This window comes from Capnocytophaga sp. oral taxon 864 (assembly GCF_002998835.1).
GTDB classification, from domain to species: Bacteria; Bacteroidota; Bacteroidia; order Flavobacteriales; family Flavobacteriaceae; genus Capnocytophaga; species Capnocytophaga ochracea.
Window position 1 is genome coordinate 1,665,349 of the sequence record NZ_CP027232.1, and the last position, 12,900, is coordinate 1,678,248.

9 protein-coding genes and 1 tRNA gene are annotated in these 12,900 nt (G+C 41.1%); all 10 read left to right on the plus strand.

The features are described 5' to 3' along the window. Positions 1-192: 192 nt before the first annotated feature. The 10 genes from C3V44_RS07365 to C3V44_RS07410 all read left to right on the plus strand — a co-directional run bounded on the left by C3V44_RS07365 (position 193) and on the right by C3V44_RS07410 (position 12,897). A complete protein-coding gene (locus C3V44_RS07365) occupies positions 193-1,143 on the plus strand; it encodes a type IX secretion system membrane protein PorP/SprF (protein ID WP_009411039.1) in 951 nt (316 codons plus the stop codon). Between the two features lie 17 nt (positions 1,144-1,160). Continuing rightward, a complete protein-coding gene (folB, locus tag C3V44_RS07370; protein ID WP_009411038.1) occupies positions 1,161-1,526 on the plus strand; it encodes a dihydroneopterin aldolase in 366 nt (121 codons plus the stop codon). Between the two features lie 45 nt (positions 1,527-1,571). After that, positions 1,572-1,642, plus strand: a tRNA-Cys gene (locus tag C3V44_RS07375). A gap of 48 nt (positions 1,643-1,690) precedes the next feature. Then, positions 1,691-2,071 (plus strand): hypothetical protein, encoded by a 381-nt coding sequence (locus C3V44_RS07380; protein ID WP_106096030.1) that lies wholly within the window; start codon positions 1,691-1,693, stop codon positions 2,069-2,071. Between the two features lie 116 nt (positions 2,072-2,187). After that, the gene (locus C3V44_RS07385; RefSeq protein WP_106096031.1) at positions 2,188-2,667 is read left to right on the plus strand and encodes a regulatory protein RecX; all 480 of its coding nucleotides are present in this window, start codon (positions 2,188-2,190) and stop codon (positions 2,665-2,667) included. Next, entirely contained in the window at positions 2,657-4,315 is a 1,659-nt protein-coding gene (locus C3V44_RS07390) for a hypothetical protein (protein ID WP_106096032.1), read from the plus strand. The genes C3V44_RS07385 and C3V44_RS07390 overlap by 11 nt, the downstream gene beginning before the upstream one ends. A 151-nt stretch (positions 4,316-4,466) precedes the next feature. Then, positions 4,467-9,941 (plus strand): alpha-2-macroglobulin, encoded by a 5,475-nt coding sequence (locus C3V44_RS07395; RefSeq protein ID WP_106096033.1) that lies wholly within the window; start codon positions 4,467-4,469, stop codon positions 9,939-9,941. Between the two features lie 694 nt (positions 9,942-10,635). Beyond that, on the plus strand, positions 10,636-11,133 hold the full coding sequence (locus C3V44_RS12280; RefSeq protein WP_254425411.1) for a hypothetical protein: 498 nt from the start codon (positions 10,636-10,638) through the stop codon (positions 11,131-11,133). Beyond that, the gene (locus tag C3V44_RS12285; protein WP_254425412.1) at positions 11,081-11,575 is read left to right on the plus strand and encodes a hypothetical protein; all 495 of its coding nucleotides are present in this window, start codon (positions 11,081-11,083) and stop codon (positions 11,573-11,575) included. The genes C3V44_RS12280 and C3V44_RS12285 overlap by 53 nt, the downstream gene beginning before the upstream one ends. Before the next feature lie 236 nt (positions 11,576-11,811). Continuing rightward, a complete protein-coding gene (locus tag C3V44_RS07410) occupies positions 11,812-12,897 on the plus strand; it encodes a hypothetical protein (protein WP_106096035.1) in 1,086 nt (361 codons plus the stop codon). Positions 12,898-12,900: the final 3 nt, after the last annotated feature.

The following is a 12,900-nucleotide window of genomic DNA, read 5'->3' on the forward strand; positions in this document are numbered from 1 at the left end:
GCTTTAAAAATGTTAATAAAAATATAAATGTGTTAAATATGCACATTTTTTTTGTAAAAAAATAGTGCAGTAAAAAAATAATGAGTATATTTGCTGAAAATTTTGCACACTATAGCTACGTACTATATAGGTGTTGTGAGATAATTAGTAATTTTATAGCAAGAAAATAGTTTAAGTAAATTTTTATCGACAATGAAAAGAATAGTATTGTTAATGCTCGCACTATGCACTATGGGGGGGAAAGCTCTTTCGCAAGAGCTGAACTTGCCACAAATGAACCAATATTTGGCAGATAGCGAATTTCTTATTGCCCCTACCTATGCAGGTATTGGGGACTTTGTGAGAATACGTCTTTCAGCAGGCACTCAATGGGTAGGCGTTAAGGGCGCTCCTGATTATCAATCGCTTGCGGGAGATATGCGTTTAGGAGAACGCAGCGGCGTGGGGCTTATGCTTTATAATGACCGCAACGGGAATACCAAGCAAATGGGGGGTAAAGCTACGTTTGCGCACCACCTTACACTTGACCGTTATGACAACCACTTTATTTCATTTGGTATTTCGTATGCCTTGAACACTTTTAGGATTGATATCGACAAGTTCGACAATATTCCTGACCCACAAGTTACTAACGACCGCTTTACTGTGAATCACAACTTTGATGTAGCGGTGCTTTACCGCTATAAAAGATGGTTTGTAAACCTATCGGGTTTGAACATCTTAAACAAGGATATTGAGCGTTTCTACAAAGAAGAGCCTAAGGCTTTGCGCAACTACCTTGTTTACGCAGGATACCGTTATAAAAAAGACAAGAACAGTCGTTTTGAAATAGAGCCTTCAGTACTTTATCAGTACTACGAAAGCGACGGGCGTTCTACTACTGATTTTAACCTTAAATTCCGCTGGATGGATTTAGACGATTATTATTGGGTAGGGGTGAACTATCGCTCGTTAAATGACCAAATCTTCAAACCACTAAACATTGGTCCTATGGCGGGGCTCAAACGCGGAATGGTGTACTTTGCATACTCTTACCAACTCCACTTAAACGAACTTATCAGATACAACTCAGGTACTCACGTGATAACCTTAGGTCTTGACCTATTCCAAGGAGTAAGTAACTGTAAATGTGCACAGCGATAGTAGTATAACAATATAGAATGCAACATATTATCTTAAAGAACATACGCGTTCGCGCCAATCACGGATGCCTTGCTGAAGAGGGTATTATAGGGAGTGATTACCGCGTGGATGTGAAGGTGAAAGTTCCTCTTGAAAAAGCTATTAAGAGCGACCGACTTGCTGACACGGTAGACTATGTACACTTGAACAGGATTGTAAAAGAAGAGATGGCTATACGGTCGGAATTATTAGAGCACGTAGCGGGTCGCATTATAGACAGGATATTCAAAGAGCTTTCTGAGGTTCAGAAGATAACACTTGAAATTGCGAAAATCAATCCCCCTATTAATGGCGACGTAGCCTCGGTGAGTGTAAAAATAAAACAGAAAAAACTTGCTAATTAAAAAAAAGGTAGTAACTTTGCACGCTGATACTACAAAACATAAAAAGGCATCGTGGCCGAGGGGCTAGGCAGAGGTCTGCAAAACCTTTTACAGCGGTTCAAATCCGCTCGATGCCTCACTTTTTAAAGTAAATAATTAATCCACAAAGTAAAAATTTCAAAAAGATGACAAACGTTTTAGACAAATTTATTCAGGATGTAAAAAATAACATTCCTGGGTTTATCGCCGTTTCAGTAACTGAAGTACGTTCAGGGGTTTCTTACGGTGCAGAATCAGTAGATCCTAGTTTTGATCCTAACTTAGCATCTGCTTATAACTTAGAGGTAGTGAAGGCTAAACAAAATGCTCTTCAAGCATTAGGATTGGCTACTAAGGAAAAAATAGATGAGATTATAATTGTTCTTACTGACCAAAATCACATTCTTGATATTTCAGCGAATGGTAGTTATTTCATTTATTTAGTAGTAGACTCGACTAAAGCAAACTATGGTATAACAAGAGCTTTACTCGCTAAGTACAAAAAAGATTTAGCAGCTATATTCTAATCACAGCTCTAATTCCCACACAATTAAGTTAGTAAAAGATTGTAAAGAAGTTATTATTAAAAGAAAGCTACCGTATTGGTAGCTTTTCTTGTATCTTTGCCCAATTACAAAATATAATGGAAGCTACTGCAAAGACCTATACCATACAAGAGGCAAAAGAGCGACTGGAAGCCTATTGTGCCTACCAAGAACGTTGCCACCTCGAGGTAGTAACGAAACTGCGTGCGATGGGTATGATACCTTTGGCTATTGATGATATAGTGGTACACCTGATACAGAACGGCTTCCTAAACGAAGAGCGCTTTGCTAAAAGCTTTGCCCGTGGTAAGTTTCGCATCAAAAAATGGGGACGCGTGCGCATAGAACGGGAACTAAAAACCAGAGGACTTTCGGATTACAATATTGAAGTGGGCTTAGAAGAAATTGACGAAGAAGAATACATAGATACTTTCGAGATAGTGGCTGAGAAAAAACAAGCTACCATTAAAGAAAAGAACCTTTATAAAGCTAAAGCTAAACTGGCTAATTACCTACTGTACCGCGGTTGGGAGCCGGATTTGGTTTATGAGAAAGTAGAAGAATTATATGAAAAGTAGAGCACAGGAATCAACGAACGCTATAGAGCGTATGTATGTAACGATGAGACACCTCTTTTCAAGGGGTTTCTATAAACCTATGGGTATCTCGGGCGAGGCACTACGGGAATCACTACTGGTATTGCGCCCAGAAATCTATGGCAGTATTGCTGAGAGCAAATCGGAACTGAACGGGCTTATTTACGTACTTGACCGTCTGCCTGAAGGGATTGAGCAGTGTAAATACATCAACCTAATTGCTGATGAGGGATACCGCCAATCGCACTTCAAGCCTATTATCCCACCGAAACGTCGTCGCAATTGTTACCGTATAGATCCTGAGCAGATGAATATTGAAATCACTCGTGGTCGTTCGGATATTTACGACGTGCTTACGCACCTTACTTTCCTATTTATAGAGTCACACAAAATCGCTGACCGCATTCTGTTAGACGACAATAAAATTTCGCACGATTGGGCAAAATTAGAAGCCAATATACAAAAGAATAAACTCACCCTTGCCGAGCGTGAGGCTACCTTTATACACATAGGCAACCTTTTGGGGCGCACTTTTGAAGAGGTGCTGGGGGCTTACAAAGCCTTAGCTACTCCTACCCTACCCGACCGCTTTATCCACATTATTTACTGGTTAGGCAAGCTCGCTCTGAACGAACGCGTAAACGACGATAAGCGCACTATCACCTTTAGCACTGTATTGCGCGAGCGTATCGGGCATCACCTGCACGGAGAGATATGGGCGGAACACATCAAGCATATATTACTAAAAAATGGACTCTTAGAACGCCCGTTACACATCATCAGTGCCAATATGCACAGCGTGATGAATAGCTTGTTTGCTGAAAAAGCACTTGCCAAAGAAGTGGAAGTAAACTCACGTATAGAACTCTTCGAGCTCCTAAGTCTGCCCGAAAGTGAACCTTTACGCAAAAAAGTGAAGGAATACGCTCATAAACACGGAATGATTTCGGTAGACGATACTTCTGGTACGAACATCGATGTGCAACTGTTTGACACTGCCAAAATAGACTTTACAGATACACCATACGAAGTACATCACCTTGAAAAGGGTGAAAAACCTGTGATATTAGTAATGGACTACGCTTTTGGTGAACAAGCCTTTGAGACCATAGATGAACTCCTAAAACCTTATCACAAAGGAGGCAAGACCTATTTCTTAGACGTGCTTTCTATCTCAATTATGGGTAAGGCAGGCATCTTGGAAGGCGAGAAAGGAGACCTGATGATTCCTACTGCACACATCTTCGAAGGTACGGCAGATAACTATCCTTTCCACAACGAATTTACCAAAGCCGACTTTGAAGGTAATGGGCTAAAAGTGTTTGAGGGCTCTATGATTACTGTGCTGGGAACCTCACTACAAAACAAAGATATATTAAAATTCTTCCTACACTCTACGTGGAATGCAGTAGGCTTGGAGATGGAAGGTGTACATTACCAAAAAGCTATACAGTCGGCATCAAAAATACGCAAGAGCATACGTGAAGATGTGAAAGTGCGTTATGCTTACTACGCTTCCGACAATCCTTTGGAGACTGGTAGCACTCTTGCCTCAGGAGGCTTGGGTACTACGGGAGTAAAGCCTACCTACCTCATCACCTTTAAAATATTAGAGCAGATTTTTAATTAAGTACAAGTCACACAAACAGTCGTAACAGTACAAGCAATTAAAGTGAACGACACAAGTATTATTTTTAGAGGGTACGCTTTTTCAGAAAGCATTTGCTAATTTGATAATTAATTCCTACCTTTGTACCTTAAAATATTAGTGTCATCAAAATATGAAAAAAATAAGCTTTGTACTGATAGCGTTGTTGGTCGCTATCGCTTGTAAGAAGAATGTAAATTTCAACAGCGACCCACTAGCTTTTAAAGATTATATTTCAGGGTATACCTCAGGGCTTATCTCTGCCCACTCAGGAATAAAAATACTACTGAATGAACCCTTGTCGCAAGACAAAATGGACAAGGTGAGCGACCTTAACCTCTTTGAAATTTCGCCTAAGGTGAAAGGAAAAGTGGTGTGCGTAAACCCTACACTTGTAGAGTTTATGCCTGAAAAACCTTTGGCTCAAAACACAGAGTACCGCGTGTCGTTTCACGTAAAGAAGCTCTATGCAGTACCAAAAAAGGAACTGGAGATTTTCAACTTTACAGTGAAAACTTTTCAACAAGCCTTTCGAGTAAGGTCAAACGAGTTACAGTCGTACAACCGTGATTATTATTTTCTTAGTGCTGAACTCTTGGCTAATGACCAAATACCTTACGAAACCGCTAAAGAGATTTTAAAAGCAACTCTTGATGGGAAGAAAGTAGGAGTGAAGTTCCAGTCGCAAGGCACTAATAACAAGTTTGTAATTATCTTCGACAGCTTGCCTCGTCTCAACAAAGAACAAACTCTTCAAATAAAATGGGACGTTAAAGACATACCTAAAGAAAACCTCATACCTTTCTCTTATACTATTCCGCAAAAGGGGGTATTCAAGGCACTGAACGCTAAAACCGACGGTGCCAACCAGGCTTTCAGTGTAAACTTTTCTGACCCCTTAGAAAAAGAACAAGATTTTACAGGACTCATAAGCCTTAGCGATACCAATACTGCACTGAAATACAGCGTAAACGGCAACGTAGTGAAAGTCTTCCGCGAGGAACAAAAAGAGGGCGATTACAAGGTGCACGTTTCTAAAGGTATCAAGAATATCTATGGCGACCGCTTGGAAAAAGAAGCGACTTTTGACATCAAATTTTTACAGCAAAAACCCGATATTCGCTTCCTTAAGAGCGGTACTATCCTACCGAGCTCACAGAATTTGAAAATCAACTTCCAAACTATCAACTTGCGCGCGGTGAATGTAACAGTATACCGCATTTTCGAGAACAATATCTTTCAGTTTTTGCAAGATAACGATTTGGGCGGAGGCTCGTATATACAGCGTGTAGGCAAGCCTATTGCACGAAAAGTACTCAAACTGAATGACAGTGCGCTCTATCCGCTGAACGAGTGGAATACTTATTCGCTCGACCTTGCTTCGGTGATTACACCCGAACCAGGGGCAATTTACCGAGTAGAATTAGGAATGACCAAAAACTATTCACTCTACGCTTGTGGTGCTAAAAACGAAGAACCTCTTGACCTTTCGTTTGAACAAAAACCATTAAATGACGACGATGTAACCTACTCTCAATACTATGATTACGACGAAGAATTCTATTGGGAAGAAGACGAGGATAGTCCTTGTAAAGACAATTATTACTACGGCAGAACGGTGGGTACCAATGTGCTTGCTTCCGACCTTGGGGTAATTGTAAAAAAAGGACAAACGAACAACTTTACCATAGTAGTAAACGACTTGCTCACTACCAAACCAGTAGTTGGAGCAATAGTAGAGGTATTCAGCTACCAACAGCAGAAAATACAAGAAGGCAAAACCGATAGTAAGGGAATATTGCGCTTAGACCTCAGTAGCCGTGCTTATTTTGCGAAAGTGAAGAAAGACAAGTTCACTACCTATGTGAAGTTAGACGACGGCGCACCACAGTCGGTAAGCAAATACGATGTAGATGGTATGCGCTTACAGAAAGGGCTCAACGGCTTTATCTATACCGAACGTGGCGTATGGCGACCCGGTGATAGCATTTATGTGGGCTTTATCTTGAATGACTTTGCCCAAAAGACCCCTGAAAAACTGCCTATTAAACTGCGCTTTACTGACCCTTACGGAAAGGTGATAGCCGAGCGTATGCAGAGTAGCAACCCTACCAACCAGTATGTATTTGGACTGAAAACCAACTCCGATGCGCCTACGGGCAATTGGAGTGTGAGTATCTCGGCAGGAGCTACGAAATTCAGCAAACGCATCAAAATTGAAACCATTAAGCCTAACCGTTTGAAGATAGAGAACAACCTCAACGGTAAACTTATCAGTCAAAAGGGCGACAATGTGCGCTTGCAAGTGTTGTGGTTACACGGCTCTCCAGCAGGTAATACAGGTGTGAGCGTGAAAGCAAAATTCTACCCCTTAGAAACTGCCTTCAAAGGTTATGAAAAATACGTGTTCAACAATCGCGCTTATCAGTTTGAGAGCGAAGAGATGAACGTATTTGAAGGGCGTACCGATAGCAACGGGAATGCAAATTTCTACTTCAGAACGAACGACTTAGATGCCCCTGGTATGCTAAAAGTGAACTTCCTCACCCAAGCCAACGAAAGTGGTGGCGATTTCAGTACCGATGTGAGTACCGCCTCTTTCTCACCTTATAGTGAGTACGTAGGTTTACGCTTGCCCGAAACCAACAAATACGATTATTACAACACCCAACAAAACCATACTTTCGATGCAGTAGTACTCAGCGAAGACGGCAAACCACTCAGCCATAAAGACGTATCGGTAACCGTGTATAAAGTAGGCTGGAACTGGTGGTGGGACGCTTCGAACCAGAATATCTCTACCTACAATAGCAGTAGTAGCAATGCTATTTACACCACTAAAAACATCACTACCGACAGCAGTGGTAAAGCACGTTTTACACTCAATATTCCGGATGCCGACTGGGGTCGCTATTTTATTATGCTCACTGACGACCAAAGCGGTCATAAGTGTGGCACGACTGCTTATTTTGATTGGGGTGACTGGACTGGCAAATCGCGAGGCAGTGAAGGTAGTGAAGCGGTAATGCTCGCTTTGGGTACTAACAAAAAAGAATACAGCGTAGGTGAAAAAGCTAAGATTAGTTTCCCGTCAGACAAAGGCGGTCGCGCGCTCATCTCGGTAGAAAACGGGAACGATGTACTCGAAACTCACTGGGTAGAGACCGCTAATAAAGAAACTACTTTTGAGGTACCTATCACCAATAAGATGACGCCTAATGTGTATTTCTATGTTACCCTCTTGCAACCACACAACAAAACGCTCAATGATGCGCCTATACGCCTCTATGGGGTGATACCGGTGAAGGTGGTAGACAAGAATACCGTCCTTAATCCTATAATCCAAATGCCCGACCGTTTGACTCCTAACCAAAAAGTGAGCATCAAGGTAAGAGAGAAATCGGGTAAACCGATGACGTACACTTTGGCTATCGTAGAAGACGGACTCCTAAACCTCACCCGCTTCAAAACTCCTAACCCTTGGAATACTTTCTTTAGCAAAACCGCTCTTGGAGTAAAGACTTGGGATGTGTACGATGATGTAATAGGTGCTTATGGAGGTACTATCAATCAAGCGTTCAGTATAGGAGGAGACGAAGATTTAGGCGGTGCCGATGCACAGAAAGCAAACCGCTTCAAGCCATTCGTAATATTTAGAGGTCCGTTTGAACTAAAAAAAGGAGCAGGCAATACCCATACCGTGAAAATTCCTAACTATATGGGTTCTGCTCGTGTGATGGTAGTAGCCAGCGATGTAAAGGGTAACGCCTATGGCAGTGCTGAGAAAAAGGATATACCTGTGGTGAGTCCGCTATCGATTTTGGGTTCCTTACCACGCAAAGCTGTGCCTAATGAGAAAATTGTGTTGCCGGTAACCGTTTTTGCTATGGAAAAACAAGTGAAGAACGTATCGCTACAAGTAGAGACTAACGGCTTGTTTAAAGTAGTAGGCACACGCAACCAACAGTTGCACTTCGATAAAACAGGGGAGCAAATGGCTTACTTTGAACTTGAAACCACCTCGCAAACAGGTATTGGTAAGGTAAAAATCATTGCTACTTCGGGTAAAGAAAAAGCGACTTATGAGGTGGAAATGAATGTGTACAACCCTAATCCCGTTACTTATGTAGTACAAAACGCCGTATTGCAGGGCGGACAGTCGCATTCTCTCAATATCAATCTCTTTGGTGAAAAAGCCAAGACTGTATTAGAAGTATCGAGCTTCCCAGGTGTGAACCTCACCCAGCGTTTAGGTTATCTTATCGCTTATCCGCACGGTTGTAGCGAGCAACTCACCTCAGGGGCGTTTCCTCAACTTTTCTTAGCTGACTTTGTAACCCTTTCTAAAGAAAAAGCCGATGAGGTAAACCGCAATGTAAGTGCTACCATTAGCAAATTGTATGAAAACCAACTCTCTAATGGAGGATTTACCTACTGGAAAGGCGGCAAGTATGCCGATGATTGGGTAACCTCCTATATAGGTCAGTTTTTTGTAGAAGCTGAGAAGAAAGGTTATGTATTGCCTTCAGGTAGCAAACAGCGTTGGCTCGACTATCAGAACAATGAGGCGCGCCAATGGCGTTACGAGGGTAAATACCAAAACGATTTTGCCCAAGCCTATCGCCTCTATACTTTGGCTCTTGCCGGAAATCCTAACATAGGCGCTATGAACCGCTTGCGTGAACTCAGTGAGCTCACTCCTAACGCTAAACGCACTTTGGCAGCTGCCTACGCTCTTGCCGGACAAAAGCAAACCGCTGAAAAGCTCTTCCAAACCACTTCCATAGACGACGATGCCGATAACTATTACGGCTCGGTGTTGCGCAATAAAGCAATGGCAATGGAAACTGCTTTGCTTATCGGTAGGAAAGAAGATGCAGGACGCTGGGCATTGGAGATTGCAGAAAAGCTCTCGACTAACGATTGGCTCAGCACGCAAACTACAGCCTATTCGCTTTATGCAATGGCAAAATACGTACAAAAGAACAAGAGCGGTAGAAATATAGCAGCTAGTTATACCCTTAGTGGCAAAACCGAAAACTTAAAATCTACCGAGCCAATACTACAGAAGACGCTTGTAGCCAAAGGCAATGAGACTTTACAAGTGAAGAACAACGGCAACCAAACCCTCTATGTACGCCTCGTTACCAGCGGTATATTACCTGTAGGCAAAGAGCTCGCTATGCAAAACGGACTTTCGCTCAACACGACTTACCGCGATAACAACGGACACACACTTGATGTGACCAATTTGCGCCAAAGCACTCAGTTTATAGCTACTATTGAGATTACAAACCTCACAGGGGAGAGAGTAGACAATGTAGCACTCACCCAAATTATCCCTTCGGGCTGGGAGATTGTAAACACCCGATTTACTGACTATGATGAAGGTGATGGCAACGGTTATATAGACTACACTGATTTCCGTGACGACCGTGCGAATTTCTACTTGTCGCTGAAAGCCAAACAAACGAAGTATATCAAGCTCAAGCTGAATGCTTCGTATGCGGGACACTATTATCTGCCGGGTACTTATGCTGAGGCAATGTACAGCAACCGCTACAACACCCGTACCAATGGTAAATGGGTGGAGGTAATTAGGAAATGAGAGAATGAGAAAATGAGGGAATGAGGAAATGAGGAAATGAGGAAATTAACAAATGAGATGTGATATAAAGACTGCCTGCAGTAATGTGGGCAGTTTTTTATTTGAAAGGTTTCTGAGAGGCTCGGAGGTGCGAGGTCGTAACACGGCAACCGTAGCACGGCAGGCAACCGTAGCACGGCGGGCAATCATAGCACGGCAGGCGAGGAAAAAATTAGCAAATAGGGAAGCGTTGAGGGGTTCGGAAGATATCGGAGAAATTCGGAAGAGAGGAGGAAGAGTTTTTGGTGAAAAAAGGGCGTAAGGAGGGTGGGGGTAGCTTATAGAGAGCTTATAGGAAGCTTATACGAATCTTGGACGATTGGTATAGGAAGGGTGTATAAGTAGTTGACTCATAGTATAATACAGCGATGTAAAAAATGGCGAAAAGAGGGTTTCGAGGCGAAAGAAAGAGGAATAGGGAATAGGCCTTAGGCCATAGGCACTAGGAGGGAGTGTGACGGAAAGAGAATAGATGGTTTGGGATAATTAGAGAATTAACAAATTTGGAGATTAGCAAATGAGAAGTGTGATTAATCGGTGGGATTCTGAAAGAGGTTGGTTTTTTGTTACTGTATAAAAGTTTAACATTCCTTTAATAGTTGAGAATAAAAAAAAGCATTACTTTTGCCCCAAAATTTAAATACTAACATTCATTATGAAGAGAATTTTATTGAGCCTTTTGGCAATGGCTACATTAGTAGCATGTAGCAAAAACGACGATAACGGTGGTGATTCAGCAAACTATCTGGTTAAGAAAATCACTACAAAAGACGAGGATGGAAAGCTCGAAGAGGTAATAACCCTTACTTATGAGGGAGGACGCCCTGTGTCATTTTCTGAAGCTAATTACGAGAATGGTGTGCAGACAGGTACTACTCAAATTACTACCCTCCACTTCGATGGGAGATTTGTTAAACAGGCTAAAAGAGAAAATGCAGGAAGAGATAACTATGTACAAAACTTCACGTATGAAGGGGGAAAACTTGTTGCCAAAACGGAGAAGTATGAAAGTGACTACCGTACTTACACGTATCAGTATTCTTATGCAGGTAATCAACTTAAAAGTGTATTGCGAAGCTATCCTACTACTATTTATGTGAATGGAGGTACCCAAAGTGGTACTTATTATAGAAAAAAAACAATTTACCTATAGTGGCAATACGGTAATTGTAGTAACAACCCAATATGAAAAAGACCTCAATGGTGCAGTAGTGACTAATACTTCTCATTCTTATGGCACTTACACTACAACTTATACTCTTTCTGACGGAAATGTAGTGAAAGTGATAGATGAAGATTCTTATTCTATTTCAACAAGAGAATACACTTATGATACTAAGCCTAATCCGTTATACTATATGACTGATTTTGTAGAGCCCGACCCTACAAATTTTCTTGTAGTTGGTAATGGGAAGCACAATATCTTAACCTATAAAGATACCGATGAGCGTAAAACAGCTGGTACAAAAAAGAAAACGCTTCGCACCTATGAGTACACTTATAATACTGCAGGCTTTCCAACCGTAGTAAAACAATATAAGGAAAAAGGAAACGGTGCAAGAGAGTTTCAAGGGACTAAGGAGTATGAATATTAGTCTTTTTAATAAAATATAAGATATTCGCCCTCACAATGTGGGGGCGAATGTTTTTTATAGGATGAAGAAAAGAAAATAAGTAGGTTTGCAAATTAGTAAATGAAAGTGTGATTAACCGAAGGGACTCTGAAAGAGGTTGGTTTTTTGTCATTGTGTAAAAGTTTAACATTCCTTTAATAGTAGAGAATAGAAAAAAGTATTACTTTTGCCCCAAAATTTAAATACTAGCATTCATTATGAAGAGAATTTTATTAAGTCTTTTGGCTACAGTTGCCCTCGTAAGTTGTGGTGACAAAAACGATGATGCTCCTGCATATTCTGCAGAGGAAGCAAAAGCGGCGGTTACCGCTACGATGAACAGTTTTTATGACTGTCTTAAAAAAGCAAATGACGGCGGTTTTGCTGACTTCTTTTACAATACTGTATTCAAAGAAGCAGGTAGAGACCAATATGGTCAAAAAGAAACGTGGTTTGACCAATTAGGTGACCAATTCGACCGTCAATTTGACTTGAACAAAGACAATGGTTTTAACTACCAAGAGCTCAAAGGTACCTACACTTGGAATAGCACTACTAAACAATGGGACAAAACGGCTAATACTACCAATAACATCGTTTGGTTGTTCCCAGCTACGGCTAGCAGTACTACCAACAATGCCCGTGGGGTAGTAGAAAATTATGAAGATTTTAAAGCTACTTTTGAAGGAGGAGATGTAAGTAAACTTCCTATAAAAGGTCACGCTGTTGTTACGGTAGATAACGTAAAAATGCTTGAAGTAACAATTGGCAATGTGAAATATGAACAAAACGCTAATTTTGCAGTGCCTACTTCAGCAGATATTACTATTTTTACCAATCCGTTTACCACTACTATCAGACTTACCAAACAAACCGCTGAGAACTTTATCTTTGACTTTGCCTTTAGTTCTCCTGAAGGTTGCACAACTGGATTAAAAGCCAATGTAAAACTTACTTCTGGCAATTATGATAGCTTTGCTACTTTTGAAGAAGCAGTTGATAACATTCACGTGTTAGCTATTCAAAATGACTTTCAAATTATAGCACAAGCAGATGTAAAATCAGTGCATAAGTCAGGTAAAAAAATAGGAGACTTAACAGTGGAAGAAGCAAATACTTATGTAAAAGCAGAGCTCTACAAAAACGGTCGCAAAGTAGCTGATGTGAAATTCGATAAAGAAAACGACGAAGAGGTAGTTTATTTTATTTTCTCTGACGGTTCTAAAGAAAAAGCAGAAAAATACGTATCGGACTTTGAAGAGAGAGTAACCGAAATATTCAAACGTTTTACTAAAACTAAATAAGTA

Excerpts from the sequence above, each read along its gene's own strand:
- C3V44_RS07385 (WP_106096031.1), top strand. The coding sequence starts at position 2,188 with ATGGAAGCTACTGCAAAGACCTATACCATACAAGAGGCAAAAGAGCGA.
- C3V44_RS07365 (WP_009411039.1), top strand. The coding sequence starts at position 193 with ATGAAAAGAATAGTATTGTTAATGCTCGCACTATGCACTATGGGGGGG.
- C3V44_RS07395 (WP_106096033.1), top strand. The coding sequence starts at position 4,467 with ATGAAAAAAATAAGCTTTGTACTGATAGCGTTGTTGGTCGCTATCGCT.
- C3V44_RS07410 (WP_106096035.1), top strand. The coding sequence starts at position 11,812 with ATGAAGAGAATTTTATTAAGTCTTTTGGCTACAGTTGCCCTCGTAAGT.
- C3V44_RS07390 (WP_106096032.1), top strand. The coding sequence starts at position 2,657 with ATGAAAAGTAGAGCACAGGAATCAACGAACGCTATAGAGCGTATGTAT.
- folB (WP_009411038.1), top strand. The coding sequence starts at position 1,161 with ATGCAACATATTATCTTAAAGAACATACGCGTTCGCGCCAATCACGGA.
- C3V44_RS07380 (WP_106096030.1), top strand. The coding sequence starts at position 1,691 with ATGACAAACGTTTTAGACAAATTTATTCAGGATGTAAAAAATAACATT.
- C3V44_RS12280 (WP_254425411.1), top strand. The coding sequence starts at position 10,636 with ATGAAGAGAATTTTATTGAGCCTTTTGGCAATGGCTACATTAGTAGCA.
- C3V44_RS12285 (WP_254425412.1), top strand. The coding sequence starts at position 11,081 with ATGGAGGTACCCAAAGTGGTACTTATTATAGAAAAAAAACAATTTACC.